Below are 23,055 nucleotides of genomic sequence, written 5' to 3' on the forward strand. Positions count from 1 at the left end.
GCATGAGACCTTTCCGGACGCGGCGTCACAAAACATTTGCCACCGGGGAGGATTGTGTTATGAGCAGCGCAGATTAAGCCGCGGCGGCATAAGCAACCGTGGCATATGTCAATGTTCGGGGTTGAAACCCACTGTGGACGGCGGCATGTAGAGAGAGTGGCCCGAGGGCCGAAAGCTGAAGCGGGCAACGGGCCCCAAACTGTGAGGAAAGAACATGAGCGACATCGCAGATCGCGTGAAAAAGATCGTTGTCGAGCACCTCGACGTTGAAGAAGACAAAGTGACGGAAACCGCGTCCTTCATCGACGATCTCGGCGCTGACAGCCTCGACACCGTCGAGCTGGTCATGGCATTCGAAGAAGAGTTCGGCATCGAGATCCCGGACGACGCTGCCGAGACCATCCAGACCTTCGGCGACGCGGTGAAGTTCATCACCGAAGCCTCCTAAGTCGGACGGCTTTCACCGGGCAGGGTGCCCGGGAGAGATCAAAGAATTTGAAACGGCACGCCTTCGGGGGTGCCGTTTTCTTTTGCAGATTTCTTTTGCTGCGCGGCTATTTTTTTGGGAGGGCGAGATCAGGCGGCGTTCGGATTCTCCGCCGCACCGTCATCTTTGCCAGTCTCCTCAGATAAGCCCGTGTCCGACCAGTCGCCCTCTGGCAGGGTCGTCTCAGGCCCGGCCTGGACCGGGCCGTCCTCTGTTTCGATCTCGGCGGCTGCGGCGTTCTCTGTGGTATCTGGCGTTGTGATGTCTGGCGTTTCCGCCGGCCCGGTTCCGGTTTGCGCCCGGGAGGTGCGGTTGCCGGCGAGGCTCGGCATGAGGGTGAGGCCGAATTTTTCGGCCTCGGCGCGTTGCTGGGCGATTTGCTTCGAATATTCTCCCAGAAGCTCCTTGAGCTCGACCTCGCTAAGCGGCTTGTCGAACCGGACCCCGGCGAAATGGTTGTTGCGCCAGACGATCCTGGCTTTGCGCGCCACGGGACCACAGGTGATCTTGATCTTCTGGCGTATCTGCAGGTCGAGACCGATCTCGATCTTGCAGCCGATTTGCGAGACATCGAGCATGGTGCCGACGGCCGGCATGATCCCGTCGAAGACGACGGTCGGCAGCACGCAGGGGTAGCGGGTGGCGCGGCGTTGCACGATGCCGTAGCGCATCCAGGCCCAGGCCGAGATCGCGGTGAAAAAGGTGAAAAGCCCGAGGACGAAGGCGGCGTTGCCGGAGGGGTTGAGTTCGACCGTCGGCGGTTTCACGGTTTGTTGGCCGGCCATCGAGCTGCGGAACTCGTCGAAATTCGCCGGGTCGGCGTAAATTGGCGCGGTTTCATCTTCCCCCTGGGTGACGGCGGTGACGATATCAGTGATTTCGGCGACGCCGCTGCTCAGCCGATCCGCGAAGCTTTGCTCTTGCCCGCCATTGCCGTTGAGAAAATCCGGCGCGTTCGGGTCGCATTCCGTCCCGGCGATATATTGGCGCAGGCTCTGGGATTGTGCGTTGAACCGCGGATCGTTGCCGTAGCGCGCGGCCATTTCCGGCCAATCGTCCTTTTGCAATTCGAGCAGATGCCGGCGCGAGGAGATGAAGGCCATCAAGGCGGATTCATTGCCACCGAGATCGGCCGCCCTGATTTGTTTGAGCAATTGCTCGCGGCCATAGCGTTCCATTTCGGTGCGAAACTGGCGCGCGGCCTGATGTTCCTGCGCTGTGCCGAGGGCTTTGACATAGCTGTCGGCGCTGGTGTTGAGCGTCTCGAGCCAACCTTCGAGGCCGCAGGACGGGCCGGCAAAGCCGGGCAGAGCCAGGGGGGCACCGAGGATCAGGGAGAGGCACAGGCGCAGGATCGCAAGCCGCTTGCGCGGATCGCCACGCAGAAAATTGTGCTGATGTCGTTTCGATCTGGACCGCGGCATGACCTGTCAAACATATGGGTTTTCCCCTTGATACGGCGGAAAACCTCAATATCTGGTTACTTCACGCCGCCGTTTTTGGCTGGCTGATGCGTCTCGGACTTCCATCAACGGGCCGAGCCGTGTAAGGAAAAGCAGTCGAAAAATAAGGGGGCACGAATGCGCCGAGTAGTTGTCACTGGACTTGGAATGGTTTCGCCGCTGGCCTGCGGTGTTGAGGAAACGTGGACGCGTCTTCTGGAGGGCCAATCGGCCGCCGGAACGATCCAGCGCTTTGATGCGAGCCATTTGGCAACGGATTACGCCTGTGAGGTGAAATTCGGCGATGGCACGGAGGGCACCTTCAATCCGAACGATTGGATGGAGCCGAAAGAGCGCCGTAAGGTCGATGATTTCATTCTCTTTGGCATGGCGGCCGCCGAACAGGCGCTCAATGATGCCGACTGGATGCCCGAGGACGAAGACGACCGTCTGCGCACCGGTGTGCTGATCGGCTCCGGCATCGGCGGCTTGTCGTCGATTGCCGATGCGGCGATCGTGCTGAAGGAAAAAGGCCCGCGCCGGATCTCGCCCTTCTTCATCCCCGGTTCGCTGATCAACCTGATCTCCGGTCAGGTGTCGATCCGCTACGGTTTCAAAGGCCCGAACCACGCGGTGGTGACGGCCTGTTCCACCGGCGCGCACGCGATTGGCGACGCCTCGCGTCTGATCATGCTCGGCGATGCCGATGTCATGGTTGCGGGGGGCGCCGAAAGCGCGATTTGCGAGCTGGGCATCGCCGGGTTCAACGCCTGCAAAGCGCTCTCGACCAAGCGCAAGGACGATCCTTCGCACGCTTCGCGCCCCTATGATGAGGACCGGGACGGTTTCGTCATGGGCGAGGGCGCCGGTGTGGTGATCCTCGAGGAATACGAACATGCCAAGGCGCGTGGCGCCAAGATCTATGCCGAGGTTGTCGGCTATGGTCTCTCGGGCGATGCCTATCACATCACCGCGCCCTCCGAGGATGGCGATGGCGGCTATCGCGCCATGCAGGCGGCGCTGAACCGCGCCGGCATCACCCCAGATCAGGTGGATTACATCAACGCTCATGGCACCTCGACCATGGCGGACACGATCGAACTCGCCGCCGTCGAGCGGCTGATGGGCGATGCGGCCGAGAAGGCCACCATGTCCTCGACCAAAAGCTCCATCGGTCACCTTCTGGGCGCTGCCGGTGCGGTCGAGGCGATCTTCTGTGTCCTGGCGATCCGGGATCAGGTCGCGCCGCCGACGATCAATTTGGACAATCCGGCGGTGGAACCGAGGCTCGATCTGGCGCCCAACCAGAAGCGCGAGCGCGAGATCAATGTCGCCCTGTCGAATTCCTTTGGCTTCGGCGGCACCAATGCCTCGCTGGTTCTGAAAAAGGTGGATAGCTGAGATGTGGCGATCGATCGCCTCGAACGCTCTCACGCTTCTGATTGTCGCCCTCGTCGCTTTGGCGGGGGTGATTGCTTGGGGCAAGAGCCAATATACCGCCGAAGGCCCGCTCGATCAGGCGATCTGCCTGCGCGTGCCCTCCGGCTCGAACATGCGCCGTGTGTCGGAGGATCTGGCCGGCCAGCATGCGATTTCCAACCCGTCGATCTTTCGTATCGGCGCGGATTACAGCGACAAGTCGCAACAGTTGAAAGCCGGGGCCTTTCTGGTCGATGAGGGCGCCTCGATGGCGGAGATCATCGAGATCATCACCCGTGGCGGTGCCTCGACCTGTGGCACGGAAGTGGTTTACCGGATCGGTGTGAACCGGGCGCTGATGCAGGTGCGCGAACTCGACCCGGCCCAGGGCAATTACGTCGAGACGGCCGAATTCCAGCCCGGTGAAGCCGGTGACGAAGGCGATGCCATCCCGGAGACCTATACCAAGGTGCGCGCCGACGCCAACACCCGCTACCGGGTGCTGGTGGCCGAGGGCACGACGGTATGGCGCGTGGTCGAGAGCCTGAAAGGCGCGGACTTCCTCACCGGCTCGGTCGAGGCCGATGAAATGCCGGCCGAAGGCATGCTGGCGCCCGACAGTTACGAGGTGCGCGACGGCGATGATGTCGATGCGCTTCTGGCCCGGATGGAAGCAGTGCAACAGCAGCGGATCGATACGGTCTGGGCGACGCGTGTCGACAGTCTGCCCTTCGAGACGCCGGAAGAAATGCTCACCATGGCCTCGATCATCGAGAAAGAGACCGGGGTTGCGGCGGAACGGCGTCAGGTGGCGTCCGTGTTCGAGAACCGTCTCAAACGCGGCATGAAGCTGCAAACCGACCCGACGGTGATCTATGGCGTCACCAATGGCATTGGTGTGCTGGGGCGCGGCCTGCGGCAATCCGAGCTGCAGTCGAACAGCCCCTACAACACCTATGTGATCGAAGGCATGCCGCCGGGACCGATCGCCAACCCGGGGCTCGAGGCGCTTGAGGCCGCGGTGAACCCGGATACGACGCCGTACCTGTTCTTTGTCGCCGATGGCACGGGGGGGCACGCCTTCGCGGAAACGCTGGCGGAGCATAATGCCAATGTCGCCAAATGGCGCGAGATCGAGGCGCAGCGCGCCAGCGAGTAAGGCAGAGATGATTTGACGGGAGGGCGCGGTGCAGATCGCGCCCTTTCGCGTTTTGAAGGTTTTCAAAGGAACGGGCATGCAGCTATTGGCGATCATCGGCGCGACGCTTCTGGTGGCGGGGCTGTTGAGCTGGCGAGGTTTTTCCAGCGCGCCTTTGTGGAAAGCCACGGTAACGCCACTGGCCTCGATCATCGGCTCCGGGTTTCTGGTGCTTGGGCCGATTCTGGCCCAGGCCTATGGTGCCTGGACGCCGCTGGCCATGGCGCTCCTGTGTGCGCTCGCCTATGCGATCGGGGCGGCGATCCGGTTCAATATCTCGGTGCGGGCGGGGACGGGTCATGATGCGCTCTCGGCGCGGATCGAAAGCCTTGCCTCCTGGGCGCTGTCCTTCGCCTATGTGATCTCGGTCGCCTATTATCTCAATCTTCTGGGCGCGTTTGCGGTGAGCCTGACGCCCTGGGACAGCCAGCTGGCCGGGCGCTGGGTGACGACGGTGGTGTTTCTGCTGATCCTCATTGTCGGCTGGACCAAGGGCTTCTCGGCCTTGGAACGTCTGGAGCAGGTCTCGGTGAGCCTGAAACTGGCGATCATCGCTGGGCTTCTCATGGGATTGGGCTGGTATTTTGGCGGGCGGGCCTCCGAAGGGAGCTTGATCGTGAGCCCGGCAAAGCTCACGGGCGGGGCGGCGGTGAGCCTGTTGTTCGGGCTGTTGGTGACGGTGCAGGGCTTTGAGACCTCGCGCTATCTGGGCGCCGAATACGATGCGGCGCTGCGCATCCGGGCGATGAGGTTGGCGCAAGGGCTCTCGACCGCGATCTATATGATCTATGTGGTGCTGATGGCCTATGTGTTCGTGCCAGAGCAGATCGAGACCTCGGAGACCGCGATCATCGACATGATGGCCGTGGTCGCGCCGGTGTTGCCCATCATGCTGGTGATGGCGGCGCTGGCGGCGCAGTTCTCGGCCGCGGTGGCGGACACTTCGGGGGCGGGCGGTCTGGTCGCGGAACTGACCCGGGGCAGGGTGCCGGTGAAGACGGGTTATGCCGCGCTGGTGGCGCTGGGGCTATGCCTCACCTGGTTTCTCGACGTGTTCCAGATCATCTCCTGGGCGTCGAAGGCTTTCGCTGGGTATTACACGCTGCAAGGCGCGATTGCCGTGGTGTTGGCCCGGCGCGAGAGGCGCCCTGCGGGCCAGGTGGTGTTTTTCGCTCTGGTGACCGCTTTGGCGGCGGCCGTGACGCTGTTCGGCGTGGCGGTGGAGTAGGGTGAGGCTCTGCTTCGCGGGACGGAGGGAACGTTTGAACCATGTGCAACCGCCCGGAACAGCAACGCAGTTGCCCGGGCGTGCGCCGGACCGTCCCGGCGGTCAGGCGCATTACCACCCTAGTACAACGCTCTGATCTCTTTCGGGTTTGGCAGACATAAAGCACAGCGTTCAATCGTTGCTGCGCCAGCCCACGGTCCGGCGCACGCCCTCACGACCAATGTCTGCAAAGGGCTCAGTTCAACCCTTCGGTGCCGATATGCACCACCGCGCCGCAATGTTTGCAATGCACCGCATCGGCATCATGGAGCATCAACCCGCAGCTCTCGCATTCGTAGCGCACTTTCGAGGGGCGAAAGAGCACCTGTGCCAGGCGCAGGAACAGGGTGACGCCAAAGAACATCACGCCGATGGACAGGAGCCGCCCCGAGGTGCCCTGAAGCGTGATATCGCCAAAGCCCGTGGTGGTGAGCGTGGTGATGGTGAAATAGAGCGCATCCGCATAGTTGCGGATCATCGGGTTGCGCCCGTGTTCGAGCGCGTAGATCAGCCCGGTGGTGACGAAGATGAAGACCAGAAGGTTGATCGCGGCGATGATCACCTCTTCATGTTTGCGGAACAGGATGAAATCCTGCCTGAGCCGGTTCATCAGCTGATAGGTGTGCAAGAGCCGCAAGGTCCGCAGGATGCGCAGAAAACCGAGCCCTTCGCCGGCCAGCGGCGCGATGAAGGACAGCATCGCGACGATATCCGCAAGCGTCGAGGGCCGGGTGAGGTAATGGAGCTTGCGCTGGGAGACATAGACCCGGGCGGAAAAATCCATCAGGATCAGCAGTCCGACGATGAGATCGGTGATCTCGACCCAGAGCGGATGGGTGAAAAACGAGGTGACGATGACGAAGAGGATCGTCGTCAGGTCAAAGGCCAACAGCGCATAGCGGAACCGATGCGCGCGGTCGCTGCTGCCCTCATAGAGTTCGCTGAGCCTCGCATGAAACGTGCTGGCCATATGCGCGCCTCCTTTGCACCTCTTGCCACGATCCTGTCGTGGCTTCTGGTGATGGGCGAAAACCCGTGTGTTTTCAAGAGTAAACAGCACGGCGCCTGCAAGAGGGTAAAAAGACTGCCTGCACTGCGGACTTTGTGTTAGTTCTTTGAAAAATATAAATAAATTGACTTTCGAGCGGTGTTGTGGCAGGTTCCGCCCATGCTAGAAGACCTGAGCGAACGGTCCATGGTGCACCTGAGGGGGTGTGCCGGGGCCGTTTTTCTTTGGCGCGGCGGCGCGGTCGGACGGAGCGGTTTTGACCGTCCGATCCTGTGAGGCGCGCCGGGCACTCGGATCTCTCGTGCGGAGACAAGCATGAGAGGCACTACCATGAAAAAGACAGCATCATCTGTGGGGGATGAGAGCGGTTCGATGGATCGCATCGACAGATCCGTGACGAATGCGCTGAGCTGGGCGATCGACGCCCTGGAAGACGCAGTCGGCAGGCTGGCTCTGGGCGAGAAGGCGGAAAAAGAGGTGCGACCTCTGATCGCCGATCTGCGGCGGGCGCAATTGCTGGCGATGAAAGAAAGGCAAAATCTCGATGAGGAAAGACGCAAACGCGGAGAGCTTGTTCCGGGAGAGATCGACTTTGACGCAGCCCGATCTCAGATCCTTGATCACCTGGCTCGCCTCCGAGCCGCCCGAGGTCCAGAGTGAGTTTCTGGATAGATTGGAGGAGGGGGCGCTTCTGGCGCTCCCTTATCTGTTCGAGGCCTGGGCGCTCGAGCATCAGATCCCACCCGAGGGCAGATGGCGCAGCTGGGTGATCCTCGGCGGGCGCGGTGCGGGTAAGACCCGCGCCGGCTCCGAATGGGTGCGGAGCCAGGTCGAGGGCGCGCGGCCGAGGCAAAAGGGCAAGGCCCGGCGGGTGGCGCTCATCGGTGAGACCTATGATCAGGCGCGCGAGGTGATGGTGTTTGGCGACAGCGGTATCCTCGCCGCGTCGCCGCCGGACCGACGGCCGACATGGTCGGCCACACGCCGGACGCTTGTCTGGCCCAATGGCGCCGAGGCGACGGTGTTTTCCGGCCATGATCCGGAGGCTCTGCGCGGGCCGCAATTTGATGCCGCCTGGGTCGATGAGCTGGCGAAATGGCGCGATCCTCAGGCGGCCTGGGATATGCTGCAATTCGGGCTCCGCTTAGGCGACGACCCGCGGGCGGTGGTCACCACCACGCCGCGCAATGTGGCGGTACTCAAAGCGCTTCTGGCCCGCGACAGCACGGTCACGACGCATGCCCCGACCGAGGCCAATGCCGCCAATCTCGCCAGCTCCTTTCTCGAAGAGGTCAAGGCGCGCTATGCCGGAACACGGCTCGGGCGGCAGGAGCTCGACGGTGTGCTTCTGGACGAGGAGGAGGGCGCGCTCTGGTCGTTGGCAAAACTCGAGGCGAGCCGTGCCGACAGATTACCGGAGTTCGACCGCATCGTCGTCGCCGTCGATCCGCCGGTCACCGGCCACAAAGGCTCGGACGAATGCGGCATCATTGTCGTGGGCGCGGTGACACAGGGCCCGCCACAGGACTGGCGTGCCTATGTGCTCGAAGACGCTTCGGTCTCGGCCGCCTCGCCCACCGTCTGGGCCGAGGCGGCGATTGCGGCCTTGGCGCGCTGGCGGGGCGACAAGGTGGTGGCCGAGGTCAATCAGGGCGGCGATCTGGTGGAGACGGTGCTCAGACAGATCGATCCTCTGGTCGCCTATAAATCCGTCCGGGCGAGCAAGGGCAAGGCGGCGCGTGCCGAACCCGTCGCCGCGCTTTACGATCAGGGCCGGGTCCGGCATGTCAGAGGCCTGGGCGATCTGGAAGACCAGATGGTTCGCATGACTGCCCAAGGTTATCAGGCGCCGGGCAGCCCCGACCGCTTGGACGCGCTGGTCTGGGCCATCCACGAGCTGATGATCCTGCCCAACCCGGCACGACCGCGGATCAGGACGGTGGGGTGACGCGACTTGTGACGCGCGGCGCATCGAAAAGGTGATGCCGCGCATCCGGGTTATTGAGCTGTCTCTTTCGCGGTGAACTCATCCAGTGTGGATTTGAGTTGTTTGGGGAGGTGGCGTTGATCAAAATGGGCAGTCAGAGCCTGAAACGCGAGAACCGCCCCGGCTAACCCCATGATTTGCACTCGGGATATGTTTGCCGATGGCTCGACCGTAATCATTCCGAAGAGGAAGATCGCCAGCATGATCCTCCAGTATATTTTTGTTATCTTTTTGCTTTTGGAAGTCGGTTCCAGAACGAAACAGGGCAAGGAGGTGCTGGTCTCTAGCCGAACTTCGTAGATCACCGTGAGAAACCAGAGCATTGCTATCGGATACAGTTTGATCCGCCCGGCATTCAGATAGTCCAGCGCGTCTTCGGCGACTGTTGTGCGATCCTCGTCCACCTTGGTGAGAGGGATACAAACTGTGTTCAAAAACATGAGCTCAAAAAGGATCTTCCTAGACGTGTCGAAGAAATCTTTAAGGCGTGTAAAAATCAAATTCATCTTCTGCAAAGCCAAATCTTTCTCAAAGCATCCTTGATCTTCATGGCAGGTGCAAGACGCATCACCCGTTGCGCCCCGTGCCCTCACCGTACGCTCTGCTCAGAACTTCTTTTCTCCTCGGCGTTAAAACCTGTCTCCAACGACGGCGCGGGATCGCAGGACCCGGCACAGATCAGGAGATGAGAGCCAGATGTTTGATATGTTCAAGCGCAGTGCCGAGGCCCGTGCAGAGAGCCCGGAAGAGGCGAAGGCCTCGGCCACCGGGCCGGTCGTGGCGGCGATGTCCGGGGCGATGTTCGGCACGGGTCGGGTGGCCTGGTCGCCGCGCGACACGGTGACGCTGGCCCGCGTCGGCTTTGCCGGCAACCCGGTCGGGTTTCGCTGTGTCAAACTGATTTCCGAGGCTGCGGCTGCCCTGCCTTTGATCTTGCAAAACAAAGAGATGAGGTTCGAGGTTCATCCTGTCTTGGAGCTGATTTCGCGCCCCAATCCGGCGCAGGGGCGCGCCGAGTTGTTCGAAGCGCTCTACGGTCAGTTTCTTCTGTCCGGCAATGGCTATCTTGAGGCGGTTGGCGATTGGGAGATCGGCCCCGCAGAGGTGCCAAAAGAACTCCATGTGCTGCGCTCGGACCGGATGAGTCTCATTCCCGGCGCCGATGGCTGGCCGGTCGGGTATGAATACGCGGTGGGCGGGCGCAAGCATCGGTTCAGCGTGACCGAGGGGCATGCCCCGATCTGCCATATCAAGGCCTTTCACCCGTCCGATGACCATTACGGGCTCTCGCCCATCCAGGCGGCGGCCACCGCGATCGATGTGCACAATGCCGCCTCGCGCTGGTCCAAGTCTCTCTTGGACAATGCCGCACGGCCCTCGGGGGCGATCGTCTACAAGGGCGCGGATGGCCAGGGCGCCATGGGGGCGGATCAGTACGATCGGCTCCTGTCCGAGATGGAGGCGCATCATCAGGGCGCGCGCAATGCCGGGCGACCGATGCTTCTGGAAGGAGGACTGGACTGGAAACCCATGGGGTTCAGCCCGTCCGACATGGAATTTCAGAAGACCAAGGAGGCGGCGGGGCGCGAGATCGCGCTCGCCTTCGGGGTGCCGCCGATGCTCTTGGGCATTCCTGGCGACATGACCTATGCCAATTATCAGGAGGCCAACCGGGCCTTCTATCGCCTGACCGTGCTGCCGATGGTCACCAAGGTGAGTGCGGCGATCGGCCATTGGCTCTCCGAGATGGTCGGTGAGGCCTTGGAGCTGAAGCCCGATCTCGATCAGGTGCCGGCGCTGGCCATCGAGCGCGATGCGCAATGGGCACGGATTGCGGGGGCGGCTTTCCTCACCGATGAGGAGAAGCGCAGCATGTTGGGTCTGCCGCCGCTGGTGGCAGAGGAGGCGCCGAAGGATGACCCCGCGCCAGATACCGATCCCGAAGCCGCAGGGCCGGACGCCGCCCCCGAGCACCCAGCGCCCTCCGAACTCCCTGTGCCCCTCGGGCCACCCGCGCAGGACGCGCGGGACTCGGAGCCCGAGACGCAGGGAGGCAGCGATGCGTAACTCGGAGGTCGCGGCTTTGGAGCATAAATTCACCCGCATCGACGCTATCGATATTCTTGATAATATCGTTAAAATAGAGGGTTACGCCTCACTCTTCGGGCGATGCGACAGTGGCGGCGACATCGTGCAGAGCGGCGCCTACCGGGCTTCGCTTGCCGCGCTCAAGGCCAAGGGGCGCTCGGTCAAGATGCTATGGCAACATGATCCGGCGCAGCCGATCGGCGTTTGGGATGCGGTCTATGAGGACGCACGCGGGCTCTATGTCAAAGGTCGGATCCTGCCGGAATTGCAGCGCGGCCGCGAGGCGATGGCGCTGATCGAAGCCGGCGCGATCGACGGGCTCTCCATAGGCTATCGCACGGTGAAGGCGCGGAAGGATGCCAAAGGCCATCGGTTGCTGACCGAGCTGGAGCTTTGGGAAGTCTCGCTGGTGACATTCCCGATGCTGCCGGACGCGCGGCTGAGCCCGGAGGCGAAAACTGATCTGCTACACGAGATTGCGGCGGCGCTGAGAGCGGCGCGGGCGGCGCTGGCGGCCGATCCATGACGCCCGGTCCAAATCTTCGCGTCCCGGCGCCCCCCCATGACACCAAAGGAGCGTTTGGATGAGCACCATCGAGACCGAGGAGATCGGATCTGTGCAGGAGGTCAAACTCGAACTTTCGAGTTTCATGAAGGATCTCAAAGGCTTTCAGGCCGATATCAACTCAAAACTTCAGTATCAGGAAGAGCGACTGACCATGCTTGATCGTAAATCTCTTACTCTGTCCGCCGCGGCGATGCGCCCGGCCTTGTCCGCCTCGCGGGAGCCGGACCTGTCGCATAAGACGGCGTTTACCACCTATGTCCGCAATGGCGATGACGAGGCGCTGCGCGGGTTGGCGCTCGAGGGCAAGTCCATGTCGACGGCGGTGAATGGCGATGGCGGCTATCTCGTCGATCCGCAGACGTCGGAGATGATCAAATCGGTGCTGAAATCCACCGCCTCGATCCGCTCCATCGCCAATGTGGTCAACGTTGAGGCGACCTCTTACGACGTGCTGATCGACACCACCGATCTCGGCTCCGGCTGGGTCACCGAGACCGGCAGCCTGTCGGAGACCGACACGCCGACCATCGATCGCATTTCGATCCCGCTTTACGAGCTGTCCGCCCTGCCGAAAGCCTCGCAGCGGCTGTTGGACGACAGCGCCTTTGATATCGAGGCCTGGCTTGCGGGCCGCATCGCCGACAAATTCGCCTCCGCCGAGGCGATGGCGGCGGCGTTCAATCAGGAGATGGGCCGCCTGCAGGCCACGGTGGCGGAGACGGGCCGCGAGGTTTCGAAGCTCGAAAGCGGTATCTCGCGCGGGCTGAAACGCGCCATCGACGGGCTGGTGTTCGACGGCGATACGCTCTCGGATGCGCTCAGGGGCTTGGGCACATCGATGCTGGATGCCGCCTATAATGCCGCGCTGACGCCGGTGACCTCGCATCTCGGCTCGGCGCTGGGCTCCGGGCTCGAAGGGATCATCCAGGGGCTGATGCCGTTCGAGCGCGGCGGGGCATTTGCCCAGGGCCGGGTGATGCCTTTCGCCAAGGGCGGGGTGGTCACCTCGCCGAGTTATTTCCCGATGCGCGGGGCCATCGGGCTGATGGGCGAGGCGGGCGCGGAGGCGATCCTGCCGCTCACCCGTGGCGCGAATGGCCGGTTGGGCGTCGAGGCGCAGGGCAGGGCCCGCCCGGTGAATATCACCATGAATGTCACGACGCCCGATGTGCAGGGCTTCCGGCGCAGCCAGAGCCAGATCGCGGCGCAGCTCAGCCGGGCGCTGGGCCGCGGCTCGCGCAATCAATGACGGATGGGAGGCAGAGACATGGGATTTCATGAGGTGAGATTTCCGGCCAATCTGAGTTTCGGCTCGGTCGGCGGGCCGGAGCGGCGCACCGATGTGGTGACGCTGGCCAACGGGTTCGAGGAGCGCAACACCCCCTGGGCGCATTCGCGTCGTCGCTATGACGCGGGGCTGGGCATGCGGTCCCTGGACGATATCGAGCTGATGATCGCCTTCTTCGAGGCCCGTCAGGGCCAGCTCTATGGCTTTCGCTGGAAAGACTGGTCGGATTACAAGAGCTGCAAACCCTCGGCCACGGTCGGGTTCGAGGATCAGCTGATCGGCCATGGCGATGGCGAGACCGCCACATTTCAGCTCGCGAAATCCTACATCTCCGGCGACGCCAGCTATCGGCGCCCGGTGACCAAACCTGTGCTCGGCACGGTGCTGGCGGGGATTCAGGGGCAACAGGCGCTGGAAGCCGTCGACTGGTCGGTCGACACCGACACCGGGCTGATCACATTCGAGGCGCCGCCGGGTGAGGGCGCCGCCGTCACCGCAGGCTTCGAATTCGACGTGCCGGTGCGGTTCGACACCGACAGGATTTCGACCTCGGTGGCCTCGTTTCAGGCCGGCGAAGTGCCGAATGTCCCGGTGGTGGAGCTGCGCATCTGATGGCTTTTTCCGAGGAGTTCAAAACCCATCTCGCCTCCGGTGTCACCACGCTCTGTCGCGCCTGGTCGCTCAGGCGGCGTGACGGCGTGGTCTATGGCTTCACCGATCACGACCGGGAGCTGCGTTTCGACGGGATGGTCTTCAAGGCCGATACCGGGCTCACGGCGCAGGCGCTGGAGCAATCCACCGGGCTCTCGGTGGACAATAGCGAGGCGCTGGGCGCGCTCACGGCGGCCTCCGTCACCGAGGACGACATTCGCGCCGGGCGTTTCGATGGTGCCGAGATCCAATGCTGGCTGGTCAACTGGGCCGATGTCGGCCAGCGGGCGCTGTTGTTTCGGGGCAGATTCGGCGAGATCACCCGGGTCTCGGGCGGGTTTCGTGCCGAACTCAGGGGGCTGACCGAGGCGCTCAACCAGCCGCAGGGGCTGATCTATCAGAGCCAATGTTCCGCCATTCTCGGCGATGCCCGCTGTGGCGTGGCCCTCGACCAGCCCGGCTATTTCACCGAGATCGCCGTGGAAACGATGGAAAAGGGCAAGGTTTTCAGCTTTGCGGGTCTCGATGAATTCGACGACCGGTGGTTCGAACGTGGCCGGTTTCTGGTGCGGAGCGGCGCGGGTGAAGGGCTGATCGGGCTGATCAAGAACGACCGGCTTTCGGCCACGGGCCGCGTCATCGAGCTTTGGGAAGATCTGCGCGCCGATGTCCGGCCCGGCGATCTGATCCGCATCGAGGCGGGCTGTGACAAACGCGCCGCGACCTGTCGTCTGAAATTCGACAATTTCGCGAATTTTCGCGGCTTTCCGCATATCCCCGGCGAAGACTGGCTCGCCACCTATCCGGTCAAATCCGGCCAGAATGACGGTGGCAGCCTCTCGGGGAGCGGATCGCAAGAGGCATCGGGGTGAGAAGATGATGGATCAGCTTGTCCTTCACCATGCCCGCGACTGGCTCGGAACGCCGTACCGGCATCAGGCCTCCTGCAAAGGCGCGGGGGCCGATTGTCTCGGGCTTTTGCGCGGGGTCTGGCGCGAGCTCTATGGTGCAGAGCCCGAAGCCGTGCCGGCCTATACCGCCGATTGGTCGGAGCCGCAGCACGACGAGCGGCTTTTGGCGGCGGCGATGCGCCATCTGATCCGCAAACCCTGCGCCGCGATGGCGCCGGGCGATGTGATCCTGTTTCGCATGCGCGCGGGCTCTGTGGCCAAACATCTCGGCATCCTTAGCGCAGGGGGCAGCGCGCCACGGTTCATCCATGCCTACAGCGGCCATGGGGTGATCGAGAATGCGCTCAGTGCGCCCTGGCGGCGGCGTGTGGCCGCCTGTTTCGCCTTTCCTCCAATCACCGCAACCTCGGGGAGCTGAACCATGGCAACGATCGTGCTTTCTGCGGCGGGGGCCGCGCTCGGGGCCTCCGTCGGCGGCGGGGTGTTCGGCCTGTCCTCGGTGGTGATCGGCCGCGCCATCGGCGCCACCATCGGCCGGGCCATCGATCAGCGCCTGATGGGATCGGGCAGCCAGACGGTGGAGAGCGGCCGGGTCGAACGTTTTCGCCTCACCGGCGCTTCCGAGGGCACGGCGGTGGCACAGCTCTTTGGTCGGATGCGTATCGGCGGTCAGGTGATCTGGGCCACCCAGTTCAAGGAGCATGTGACGGCCAGCGGCGGTGGTGGCGGCAAGGGCGCGCCGAGCCGCCCGACGGTGGCCGAATACAGCTATTCCGTGTCTCTGGCCGTGGCGCTTTGCGAGGGCGAGATTTCCCGTGTCGGCCGGATCTGGGCCGACGGCAGCGAGATCGACCGAAGCGCGGTGACGCTTCGGGTCTACTCGGGGGCGGAAGACCAGCAGCCGGATGCCAAGATCGAGGCTATCGAAGGCGCAGGCCAGGTGCCGGCCTATCGCGGCATTGCCTATGTCCTCTTCGAGGATCTGGATCTCACGCCCTTCGGCAACCGGGTGCCGCAATTCACCTTCGAGGTGATGCGCCCGGAGCAGGTCTTGAACCCGGGCGATACGGCGCGTGATCTCACCCATATCGTGCCCGCCGTGGCGATGATCCCGGGTACGGGCGAATATGCGCTGGCCACCACGCCGGTCTATGTCGGCGACGGGGCCGGGGTGACGCTCGCCTCGAACATGAATTCGACCTCGGGTCAGCCGGATTTCACCACCTCCCTGGACGCCATGGTCGATGAGCTGCCGAATTGTCGCTCGACCTCTCTGGTGGTGTCCTGGTTCGGTTCCGATCTGCGGTGCGGGCAATGCGCGCTGCGGCCCAAGGTCGAACAGAAAGCGGTGGATGCCGCCAAGATGTCCTGGACGGTCTCCGGCGTGACCCGCAGCACGGCGGAGGCTTTGGCAAAGGATGCCGAGGGCCGGGTGATCTATGGCGGCACGCCGTCGGATCAATCCGTCATTCAGGCGATCAAGGCGCTGCACGCGGGCGGCCAGGAGGTGATGTTCTACCCGTTCATCCTGATGGATCAGGAGGCGGGCAACGGGCTCACCGATCCCTGGACCGGAGAGGCCGAACAACCGGCGTTGCCCTGGCGCGGGCGGATCACCACATCGCTGGCGCCGGGTGTCAGCGGCACGCCGGATGGTACGGCGGCAGCCGAGGCCGAGGTGGCGGCGTTTTTCGGCACGGCGCAGCTCGGCGATTTCACCGCCGCAGGCAATACGGTCAGCTATAGCGGCCCGGCGGAGTTCTCGTTTCGGCGGATGATCCTGCATTACGCCCATCTCTGTGCGCTGGCCGGCGGGGTGGAGGCGTTTTGCATCGGCTCTGAATTGCGCGCGCTCACCCAGATCCGCGACGACAGCGGCTTTCCGGTGGTGGATCAACTGATCGCCCTGGCCGCCGATGTGCGCGCCATCCTCGGCGCGGGATGCAAGATCACCTATGCCGCCGATTGGTCGGAATATTTCGGTTATCACAAGGGGGGAGACCTGTATTTCCATCTCGATCCCTTATGGGCCGATGACAATATCGATTTCATCGGCATCGACAATTACATGCCGCTCTCAGACTGGCGCGAGGGCGATGACCATGCCGATGCCAAGTGGGGCGCGATCTACAATCTCGACTACCTCAAAGCGAATATCGAGGGCGGCGAGGGCTTCGAGTGGTATTACGCCCATCCGGAGCATAAGGCGGCGCAGATCCGCACGCCGATCACGGATGGGGCTTACGGTGAGGCCTGGGTCTGGCGCTACAAGGATATCCGCAGCTGGTGGCAGAATGCCCATCACGAGCGCATCGCCGGGGTGCGCAGCGCCACACCCACCTCGTGGGAGCCGCAATCGAAACCGATCTGGTTCACCGAGCTGGGCTGTGCCGCCGTGGACAAGGGCACGAATGAGCCGAACAAGTTTCTCGATGCCAAAAGCTCCGAAAGCGCCCTGCCGGCCTATTCGACCGGGCGACGCGATGACTTTATCCAGATGCAGTATCTCCGCGCCATGCTCTCCTACTGGGGGGATGCGGCGCATAACCCGATCTCCGAGACCTATGCCGGGCCGATGATCGAGATGTCCCGCGCCCATGTCTGGGCCTGGGACGGGCGGCCTTACCCGGCCTTTCCCTCTGTGTCCTCGGTCTGGTCCGATGGTGAGAATTACGCCAGGGGGCATTGGCTCAACGGTCGGAGCACGGCACGGTCGCTGGCCGATGTGGTCACCGAGATCTGTGCCCGTTCCGGGGTCACCGAGGTCGATACATCCGAGCTCTGGGGCGTGCTGCGCGGTTACCACGTGAACGACATTCAGGGCGCGCGCGCGGCTCTGCAGCCTTTGATGCTGGCCTATGGGTTCGAAGCGGTGGACCGCGAGGGGCGGCTCAGCTTCCGCTCCCGCACCGGCAAGCCCGGGTTTGCGCTGACCGAAGCGCAACTGGCCGAGAGCGAGGAGCTGGACGGTTTGCTCGAGCGCAGCCGGGCGCCGGAGGCGGAAGTGGCGGGACGCGTCCAGCTTACATTCGTCGATGCCGATGGCGATTATGCCGCGCGGTCCGAGGAGGCGATCTTCCCGGATGAGGAGAGCCGGCTTCTTTCACAGAGCGAGTTGCCGCTGGCGCTGACCCGGGCCGAAGGCCGGCAGGTGGTCGAACGCTGGCTCGCCGAATCCCGTGTCGCGCGCGACAGCGCACGCTTCTCGTTGCCGCTCTCGAAACTGCCCTATGGCGCCGGCGATGTGGTGAGCCTTGACACCGAGGCAGGCACGCTGCGCTACCGGATCGATCATGCGACGCTCGGGGCGCAGCAGGACATCACTGCGGTCAGGGTGGAGCAAGAGATCTACACCCCCTCCGACGCGGTCGAGGAGGTGATCGAGGCCCAGCCTTTCGTCGCGCCCCTGCCGGTCTATCCGCTGTTTCTCGATCTGCCGCTGCTCAGCGGTGATGAGGTGCCGCACGCGCCGCATATCGGGGCTACGGCAAAGCCCTGGCCCGGATCGGCGGCTGTCTACAGTTCCGCCTCCGACAGTGGCTATGCGCTCAACACGCTGTTGCCGACATGGGCCACCATCGGGGTGACCGAGACCGCGCTGGGCGGGGCGACACCCGGGCTCTGGGACCGTGGCGGGGCGCTTCGGGTCCGGCTCACCCGGGGCGAGCTCTCCTCCGCCGATCCTCTGGCGGTTCTGAACGGTGCCAATGTGGCGGCGATCGGGGATGGGACATCCGGCACTTGGGAGGTCCTGCAATTCGCCGAGGCCGAACTGGTGGGGCCGCAGATCTATGAGATTTCGCTGCGGCTCAGAGGGCAGGCGGGAACCGATGCGCTGGGCGAAGGTCTTCTGAACGGGGTGACGCCGGACTGGCCGGCGGGGTCGCGCTTTGTCTTGATCAATTCGGCCCTGCGTCAGATCGATCTGGCGCAATCGGCGCGCGGTCTTGCCCGGCACTACCGGATCGGACCTTCGGGGCGGAGCTATGAGGACGCGAGCTATCAGCATCTTGTCGAGGCTTTCGATGGCGTCGGTCTGCGCCCCTATGCGCCGGCGCATCTGACGGCGCATAGCGGCGCTTCGGGGGAGATCGAACTGCGCTGGACCCGCCGCACCCGCATAGATGGCGACAGCTGGCAATCCGTCGAGGTGCCGCTGGGCGAGAGTTTCGAGCTTTACCTGATCCGGGTGGTGCAGGGCGGCAGCCTTCTGCGCGAGCTGACCACGGGCAGTCCGAACTGGACCTACACGGCGGCGCAGAAGGCGAGGGACGGCGTGGCGCCGCCCTATGAAATCCATGTGGCCCAGATGTCCGAGAGCTTCGGCCCGGGGCTGTTCCGAAAGGTCGAGATCAATGTGTGAGACGAAGATGCGTGAGGAATACCATGAAGGAGAAGGGGCATGAGTAACACCAGCCGTTTCGCCCTGCCGCTGCTGGAGGCGGCGCAGGCCCAGAAACATGTCACCGTGAACGAGGCGCTGGCCCGCATCGACGGGGTGATTCAGCTCAGCCTGCGATCCGTGGCGGACAACACCCCGCCGCTGACGCCGCAGGAGGGAGAGGTTTACGGTGTCGGCGCGGCACCGGTCAATGATTGGGCCGGGCAGGCGGGCATGATCGCGCTCTATCTGAACGGTGGCTGGGTCTTTGTGGCGCCCGCGCTGGGCCTGCGGGCCTATGTCACCGATCAGGCGGGCTGGGCCGCCTATGATGGGGCAGGGTGGCAACTCGGGGCGCAAACGCTCTCCGTTCATGGTGCCGGCATGGTGATGAAAGTGATCGAGATCGATCATGCGATCAGCGCCGGGGCCAGCTCGGCTGTCAGCTTTGCGCTGCCGGGGCAATCCGTGGTCTTTGGTGTCACCGGGCGGGTGCTCTCCGACATCACCGGTGCCGGGCTGACCGGGTTTTCGCTCGGCGTCGCCGCCTCTTCCAATCGCTACGGCTCCGGCCTCTCGACCGTGCAGGGCAGCTGGCTTCGGGGCCTCACCGGCACGCCTTTGACCTATTACGCCTCGGAGGATCTGATCCTCACTGGCGAGGGCGGCGATTTCAGCGGCGGAACGATCCGGCTCGCCGTGCATTGTGCACAGTTCTCCCTGCCGTCGGAGTGAGCGTTTGCGTAGGGAGGGAGTTCGTCGTTCACGGCGCTCGCACAGCCTGGTGTGCGGGGTTTTTCGCCGCTCTCCCCTTGTGCTTTGGCAATTGGACCTATCTATAGTATTCTCTCGGAAAAAGAGGACATGGATATGGCCAAGACCCGCACCACTTTGAAAGAACTCGACCCCGTCTGGAGCCAGGTCGTCTCCGAGGCGCGTGCCGCTGTGGCCGCCGAGCCGCTCCTGGGCGGGCTGGTGCATGCCTGTATCCTGCATCACGAAACGCTCGAGGATGCGCTGGCCTACCGGATCGCGCAAAAGCTCGCCTCGCCCGAGATGTCGGAACAGCTCATCCGTGAAATCGCCGATGATGCCTATGCCGGTGATCCGAGCCTCGCGGAGGCCGCGCGGGCCGATATCGCCGCCGTGTTCGACCGTGACCCGGCCTGCCATCGCTACATTCAGCCTCTGTTGTATTTCAAAGGCTTCCAGGCGATTCAGGCGCATCGCGTTGCGAACTGGCTGTGGCGCGAAGGACGCAAGGATCTGGCCTATTTCTTCCAGATGCGCATGTCGGAGCAATTCTCTGTCGATATCCATCCGGCCTGCCGCATCGGCAAGGGGCTGTTCCTGGACCACGCCCATGCACTGGTGTTCGGTGAGACCGCCGTCATCGGCGACAATGTCTCGATCCTGCATGACGTGACCTTGGGCGGCACCGGCAAGGAGGACGAGGATCGTCATCCCAAGATCGGTGATGGCGTGTTGATCGGCGCCGGTGCCAAGGTGCTCGGCAATATCAAGATCGGCTGCTGCTCGCGGGTTGCCGCCGGCTCGGTCGTGCTCTCCGACGTGCCGCCGGCCACCACGGTCGCGGGCGTGCCCGCGCGGGTCGTTGGCGAAGCCGGCTGTTCGCAGCCTTCCGTGTCGATGAACCAGCTCATCGGCGCGCGGGCGGGCGACGACAAGGCCACCTAAAGGCCTTCCGAGATCCGTCTCTGGATCGCAGCCTGTAAGTCGCAGCCTCAAAACCGCAGAAATTCCTGCCCCCATCGCTCTGCGGTGGGGGTATTTTTCTCGGCAGGTGCATTGGCCCGCATCACGCGGCGAGGGTCACCAGCTCGTCATAGGCCTCGAGCGCCTTGATCCCGTACATATAGGACGGCCCGCCGCCCATCAGGATCGCCACGCCGACGGTCTCGGCGATCTCTTCGCGGGAGGCGCCTGCGTCGATCGAGGCTTTGACGTGAAAGCCGATGCAATTCATGCATTGCTTGGTGATGCCGATCGCCAGGGCTTGCAATTCCTTGTGTTTCACCGGAATGGCGCCCTCGGCCATGGCGCCGACATGCAGCGCGTGAAAACCGTCCCCCACGGCGGGGAGCTCTGTGCCGAAATCGCCCATGGCGTTTTGCACCGTTTCAAGTTCTTTTGCCCAGCTCATGATATCCTCCTTTGCCACTGGGTGTGGCTGATCGCTGTGCCAGAGATTTGTCCAAAGACAGTGTCAGTTTAGCATGATGGGCCGGGCGGCGCCTATGAGGCGGATCAGATGGGCCAGAAGATTGATCTGTGGAGTGACCAGTATATTGGGGCGGATGAGGGCTCTGGAAAAGCCCCACGCGCCTGAGGCGGTGGGGCTTTCTGGCGTTTGATCAGAACCGGTCATGCAGGTTGGGGCGCGCCTGCGCCCGCAGGGGCGGCAGGCCGATGTCGCGCCTCAGATGATCCGAGAGCACGATGGAGGGCGGCGGGCGTTTGGCCCGGAGCATGGCGCGCAACACCCGCAGCAGCACGGCCCAGATGCCGTAATTGGCGATCACGGTGTGGATATGAAGACGCGGAAAATCCCCCCGCGCCGGGGTGGTGTAATAGTTTGTCATGATATCAATCTCTTGCGGGGGAACCGCAGAGCCTGTTTTGTCAGTTTTTAGAAAAGGGCAGAGGCGAAAAGATGCGCTCGATCAGAGCGGATTCTGTGTCAGGACTGCCGGGAGGGGATGCGGGACGGGCGGGTTATCCGCGACGTCGGTGCGATCCGGTCTGAACGGAATGACCAAACGTAAAGGTGGTCTGAGTATATGCAGTCATCATTACGCCTCCTTCGTCAGTTCCGGTTTCAGATGTGCAGAAATTAGCCAGCCGCGGCCATTTCACCAAGGGAAAAGATTTCGACAGACATGACCGTGGCGGATTTGCATCAAAGGCGGTTTGCGCAGGCGCAAAAGAAAACCCCGCCGGAGGGGCGGGGCTTTTGGGTTTTGTGTTGGTTCTGAAACGGATCAGGCCGATTATATCAGGCCAGCATCGCCACCGGGTTTTCGAGATTGTCGACGATGGCTTTCAACAGGTTGGCGCCCACCGCGCCGTCGATCACCCGGTGATCCACCGACATGGTGACGGACATCACGGTCGCGACCTTGATCTCGCCGTCTTCGCCAATAACCGGTTTCTTGACGCCCGCGCCAACGGCGAGGATGCCGGCATGCGGCGGGTTCACGATGGCGTCGAAATTATCGATGCCAAACATGCCCAGGTTCGAGATGGCAAAGCTGCCGCCCTGATACTCATGCGGTGCAAGCTTGCGGTCGCGGGCGCGGTGGGCCAGGTCCTTCATCTCTTTGGAGAGGGCCGAGAGCGACTTCATATCGGCATCCTTGAGCACCGGGGTGAACAGCCCGCCTTCGATTGCGACCGCCACGGCCACATCCGAGGGTTTCAGTTGCAGCACCCGGTCGCCGGCCCAGACGGCATTGGCCTCGGGGACCTCTTGCAGAGCGTTGGCGACGGCCTTGATGATGAAATCATTGACCGAGAGCTTGACGCCCTTGCCGGAGAGCTGGTGGTTCAACTCGCCGCGGAATTTCAAGAGCGCGTCGATGTTGATGTCGCGGCGCAGGTAGAAATGCGGGATGGTCTGTTTTGCCTCGGAAAGACGTGCGGCGATGGTCTTGCGCATGCCGTCGAGCTTGACCTCTTCGAAGTCGCGGCCCTCGTACATCTTGAGCACGGTCTCGGTCGAGGGACCGGTCGGCGCTGCAGCAGCAGCCGGAGCGCTCGCGGGCGCGGCTGCGGCGGCTTTCGGCGCTTCGGCCTTGGGGGCGGCGGTGGCGCTTTCCACATCCGCTTTCACGATGCGGCCTTTCGGACCGGAGCCCTTGATCGCCGTGAGATCCAGACCTTTCTGGGCGGCGATACGACGGGCGAGCGGCGAGGCAAAGAGACGCTCGCCAGAGGCGGCCACGGGGGCGGCCGGCGCGGGCGCTGCCGGAGCGGCGGCGGGTGCAGCAGCTTCGGCTTTCGGCGCGTCCGCAGCGGCGGCAGGAGCTGGGGATGCGGCTGGGGATGCGGCGGGGCCGGCTTTGCCTGCGGTCTCGACCGCAGAGGCATCCTCGCCCTCTTCCAGCAGGACAGCGATCACATCGTTGACCTTCACGCCTTCGGTGCCCTCGGCCACGATGATCTTGCCCATCACGCCTTCGTCCACGGCTTCGAATTCCATCGTCGCCTTGTCGGTCTCGATCTCGGCGATCACGTCGCCCGATGAGATCTCGTCGCCTTCCTTGACGAGCCATTTCGCCAGCGTGCCTTCCTCCATGGTCGGAGACAGGGCGGGCATCAAAAGTTCAATAGCCATAT

At 63.3% G+C, this 23,055-nt stretch carries 21 protein-coding genes; 15 read left to right on the forward strand and 6 right to left on the reverse strand.

Annotated elements, in window-relative coordinates:
• The first annotated feature begins 214 nt into the window (after nucleotides 1-214).
• Nucleotides 215-448, forward strand: coding sequence for an acyl carrier protein (locus BM151_RS02590; protein ID WP_009571390.1), 234 nt, complete (start codon nucleotides 215-217; stop codon nucleotides 446-448).
• A gap of 128 nt (nucleotides 449-576) precedes the next feature.
• Here the strand turns inward: BM151_RS02590 and BM151_RS02595 are convergent, their stop codons facing one another.
• Nucleotides 577-1,911 carry a PilZ domain-containing protein gene (locus tag BM151_RS02595; RefSeq protein ID WP_090056825.1) on the reverse strand — a complete coding sequence of 445 codons (1,335 nt, stop codon included), beginning with the start codon at nucleotides 1,909-1,911 and terminating at the stop codon, nucleotides 577-579.
• A 156-nt stretch (nucleotides 1,912-2,067) separates the two neighbouring features.
• On the opposite strand from BM151_RS02595, the gene fabF reads away from it, so the two are divergent.
• The 3 genes from fabF (at nucleotide 2,068) to BM151_RS02610 (ending at nucleotide 5,774) form a co-directional block, all read left to right on the forward strand.
• Nucleotides 2,068-3,330, forward strand: coding sequence for a beta-ketoacyl-ACP synthase II (fabF, locus tag BM151_RS02600; protein ID WP_090056828.1), 1,263 nt, complete (start codon nucleotides 2,068-2,070; stop codon nucleotides 3,328-3,330).
• Between the two features lies 1 nt (nucleotide 3,331).
• The gene (mltG, locus tag BM151_RS02605; RefSeq protein ID WP_090056832.1) at nucleotides 3,332-4,507 is read left to right on the forward strand and encodes an endolytic transglycosylase MltG; all 1,176 of its coding nucleotides are present in this window, start codon (nucleotides 3,332-3,334) and stop codon (nucleotides 4,505-4,507) included.
• Between the two features lie 76 nt (nucleotides 4,508-4,583).
• Nucleotides 4,584-5,774: an APC family permease gene (locus BM151_RS02610; RefSeq protein ID WP_090059130.1), complete on the forward strand. Its 1,191-nt coding sequence runs from the start codon at nucleotides 4,584-4,586 to the stop codon at nucleotides 5,772-5,774.
• Between the two features lie 235 nt (nucleotides 5,775-6,009).
• Here the strand turns inward: BM151_RS02610 and BM151_RS02615 are convergent, their stop codons facing one another.
• Nucleotides 6,010-6,783 (reverse strand): potassium channel family protein, encoded by a 774-nt coding sequence (locus BM151_RS02615; RefSeq protein ID WP_090056835.1) that lies wholly within the window; start codon nucleotides 6,781-6,783, stop codon nucleotides 6,010-6,012.
• A gap of 411 nt (nucleotides 6,784-7,194) precedes the next feature.
• On the opposite strand from BM151_RS02615, the gene BM151_RS21375 reads away from it, so the two are divergent.
• Together BM151_RS21375 and BM151_RS02620 are read left to right on the forward strand one after the other, a co-directional pair.
• Entirely contained in the window at nucleotides 7,195-7,482 is a 288-nt protein-coding gene (locus tag BM151_RS21375; RefSeq protein WP_143093022.1) for a hypothetical protein, read from the forward strand.
• Nucleotides 7,367-8,770, forward strand: a complete 1,404-nt coding sequence (locus BM151_RS02620) for a DNA-packaging protein (protein ID WP_090056839.1) — start codon at nucleotides 7,367-7,369, stop codon at nucleotides 8,768-8,770. The genes BM151_RS21375 and BM151_RS02620 overlap by 116 nt, the downstream gene beginning before the upstream one ends.
• A 50-nt stretch (nucleotides 8,771-8,820) precedes the next feature.
• On the opposite strand, the gene BM151_RS02625 is transcribed toward BM151_RS02620, so the two are convergent.
• A complete protein-coding gene (locus BM151_RS02625; RefSeq protein ID WP_143093023.1) occupies nucleotides 8,821-9,324 on the reverse strand; it encodes a hypothetical protein in 504 nt (167 codons plus the stop codon).
• Between the two features lie 181 nt (nucleotides 9,325-9,505).
• Between BM151_RS02625 and BM151_RS02630 the strand changes: the two genes are divergently transcribed.
• The 9 genes from BM151_RS02630 (at nucleotide 9,506) to cysE (ending at nucleotide 20,394) form a co-directional block, all read left to right on the forward strand.
• On the forward strand, nucleotides 9,506-10,876 hold the full coding sequence (locus BM151_RS02630) for a phage portal protein (protein ID WP_090056846.1): 1,371 nt from the start codon (nucleotides 9,506-9,508) through the stop codon (nucleotides 10,874-10,876).
• Nucleotides 10,869-11,423 (forward strand): HK97 family phage prohead protease, encoded by a 555-nt coding sequence (locus tag BM151_RS02635; protein ID WP_090056848.1) that lies wholly within the window; start codon nucleotides 10,869-10,871, stop codon nucleotides 11,421-11,423. The genes BM151_RS02630 and BM151_RS02635 overlap by 8 nt, the downstream gene beginning before the upstream one ends.
• A gap of 58 nt (nucleotides 11,424-11,481) precedes the next feature.
• Complete coding sequence (locus tag BM151_RS02640; RefSeq protein ID WP_177213004.1) at nucleotides 11,482-12,714, forward strand: phage major capsid protein; 1,233 nt, start codon at nucleotides 11,482-11,484, stop codon at nucleotides 12,712-12,714.
• A gap of 18 nt (nucleotides 12,715-12,732) precedes the next feature.
• Nucleotides 12,733-13,365, forward strand: a complete 633-nt coding sequence (locus BM151_RS02645; protein WP_090056851.1) for a DUF2460 domain-containing protein — start codon at nucleotides 12,733-12,735, stop codon at nucleotides 13,363-13,365.
• The gene (locus BM151_RS02650; RefSeq protein ID WP_090056855.1) at nucleotides 13,365-14,276 is read left to right on the forward strand and encodes a DUF2163 domain-containing protein; all 912 of its coding nucleotides are present in this window, start codon (nucleotides 13,365-13,367) and stop codon (nucleotides 14,274-14,276) included. The genes BM151_RS02645 and BM151_RS02650 overlap by 1 nt, the downstream gene beginning before the upstream one ends.
• Before the next feature lie 7 nt (nucleotides 14,277-14,283).
• Nucleotides 14,284-14,733 (forward strand): NlpC/P60 family protein, encoded by a 450-nt coding sequence (locus BM151_RS02655; RefSeq protein ID WP_090056857.1) that lies wholly within the window; start codon nucleotides 14,284-14,286, stop codon nucleotides 14,731-14,733.
• 3 nt (nucleotides 14,734-14,736) lie between these two features.
• Nucleotides 14,737-18,678, forward strand: coding sequence for a baseplate multidomain protein megatron (locus BM151_RS02660; protein WP_090056860.1), 3,942 nt, complete (start codon nucleotides 14,737-14,739; stop codon nucleotides 18,676-18,678).
• 39 nt (nucleotides 18,679-18,717) lie between these two features.
• Nucleotides 18,718-19,431: a DUF2793 domain-containing protein gene (locus BM151_RS02665; RefSeq protein ID WP_090056862.1), complete on the forward strand. Its 714-nt coding sequence runs from the start codon at nucleotides 18,718-18,720 to the stop codon at nucleotides 19,429-19,431.
• A gap of 135 nt (nucleotides 19,432-19,566) precedes the next feature.
• Entirely contained in the window at nucleotides 19,567-20,394 is an 828-nt protein-coding gene (gene cysE / locus BM151_RS02670) for a serine O-acetyltransferase (protein ID WP_090059133.1), read from the forward strand.
• Nucleotides 20,395-20,515: 121 nt separating this feature from the next.
• On the opposite strand, the gene BM151_RS02675 is transcribed toward cysE, so the two are convergent.
• The 3 genes from BM151_RS02675 to BM151_RS02685 form a co-directional block, all read right to left on the reverse strand.
• On the reverse strand, nucleotides 20,516-20,860 hold the full coding sequence (locus BM151_RS02675) for a carboxymuconolactone decarboxylase family protein (protein ID WP_090056865.1): 345 nt from the start codon (nucleotides 20,858-20,860) through the stop codon (nucleotides 20,516-20,518).
• Between the two features lie 211 nt (nucleotides 20,861-21,071).
• On the reverse strand, nucleotides 21,072-21,299 hold the full coding sequence (locus BM151_RS02680; protein ID WP_090056867.1) for a hypothetical protein: 228 nt from the start codon (nucleotides 21,297-21,299) through the stop codon (nucleotides 21,072-21,074).
• A gap of 413 nt (nucleotides 21,300-21,712) precedes the next feature.
• Nucleotides 21,713-23,053: a pyruvate dehydrogenase complex dihydrolipoamide acetyltransferase gene (locus BM151_RS02685; RefSeq protein WP_090056871.1), complete on the reverse strand. Its 1,341-nt coding sequence runs from the start codon at nucleotides 23,051-23,053 to the stop codon at nucleotides 21,713-21,715.
• Nucleotides 23,054-23,055: the final 2 nt, after the last annotated feature.

Origin of the sequence: Celeribacter neptunius, assembly GCF_900113955.1 — a bacterium.
Lineage (GTDB): Bacteria > Pseudomonadota > Alphaproteobacteria > Rhodobacterales > Rhodobacteraceae > Celeribacter > Celeribacter neptunius.

Bases quoted from the DNA above. Each gene is read 5' to 3' on its own strand.
- BM151_RS02650 (WP_090056855.1), top strand. From the start codon at position 13,365: ATGGCTTTTTCCGAGGAGTTCAAAACCCATCTCGCCTCCGGTGTCACC.
- BM151_RS02590 (WP_009571390.1), top strand. From the start codon at position 215: ATGAGCGACATCGCAGATCGCGTGAAAAAGATCGTTGTCGAGCACCTC.
- BM151_RS02665 (WP_090056862.1), top strand. From the start codon at position 18,718: ATGAGTAACACCAGCCGTTTCGCCCTGCCGCTGCTGGAGGCGGCGCAG.
- BM151_RS02620 (WP_090056839.1), top strand. From the start codon at position 7,367: ATGAGGAAAGACGCAAACGCGGAGAGCTTGTTCCGGGAGAGATCGACT.
- BM151_RS21375 (WP_143093022.1), top strand. From the start codon at position 7,195: ATGGATCGCATCGACAGATCCGTGACGAATGCGCTGAGCTGGGCGATC.
- BM151_RS02645 (WP_090056851.1), top strand. From the start codon at position 12,733: ATGGGATTTCATGAGGTGAGATTTCCGGCCAATCTGAGTTTCGGCTCG.
- fabF (WP_090056828.1), top strand. From the start codon at position 2,068: ATGCGCCGAGTAGTTGTCACTGGACTTGGAATGGTTTCGCCGCTGGCC.
- mltG (WP_090056832.1), top strand. From the start codon at position 3,332: ATGTGGCGATCGATCGCCTCGAACGCTCTCACGCTTCTGATTGTCGCC.
- BM151_RS02615 (WP_090056835.1), bottom strand. From the start codon at position 6,783: ATGGCCAGCACGTTTCATGCGAGGCTCAGCGAACTCTATGAGGGCAGC.
- BM151_RS02675 (WP_090056865.1), bottom strand. From the start codon at position 20,860: ATGAGCTGGGCAAAAGAACTTGAAACGGTGCAAAACGCCATGGGCGAT.
- BM151_RS02685 (WP_090056871.1), bottom strand. From the start codon at position 23,053: ATGGCTATTGAACTTTTGATGCCCGCCCTGTCTCCGACCATGGAGGAA.
- BM151_RS02640 (WP_177213004.1), top strand. From the start codon at position 11,482: ATGAGCACCATCGAGACCGAGGAGATCGGATCTGTGCAGGAGGTCAAA.
- BM151_RS02635 (WP_090056848.1), top strand. From the start codon at position 10,869: ATGCGTAACTCGGAGGTCGCGGCTTTGGAGCATAAATTCACCCGCATC.
- cysE (WP_090059133.1), top strand. From the start codon at position 19,567: ATGGCCAAGACCCGCACCACTTTGAAAGAACTCGACCCCGTCTGGAGC.
- BM151_RS02610 (WP_090059130.1), top strand. From the start codon at position 4,584: ATGCAGCTATTGGCGATCATCGGCGCGACGCTTCTGGTGGCGGGGCTG.
- BM151_RS02595 (WP_090056825.1), bottom strand. From the start codon at position 1,911: ATGCCGCGGTCCAGATCGAAACGACATCAGCACAATTTTCTGCGTGGC.
- BM151_RS02655 (WP_090056857.1), top strand. From the start codon at position 14,284: ATGGATCAGCTTGTCCTTCACCATGCCCGCGACTGGCTCGGAACGCCG.
- BM151_RS02680 (WP_090056867.1), bottom strand. From the start codon at position 21,299: ATGACAAACTATTACACCACCCCGGCGCGGGGGGATTTTCCGCGTCTT.
- BM151_RS02660 (WP_090056860.1), top strand. From the start codon at position 14,737: ATGGCAACGATCGTGCTTTCTGCGGCGGGGGCCGCGCTCGGGGCCTCC.
- BM151_RS02630 (WP_090056846.1), top strand. From the start codon at position 9,506: ATGTTTGATATGTTCAAGCGCAGTGCCGAGGCCCGTGCAGAGAGCCCG.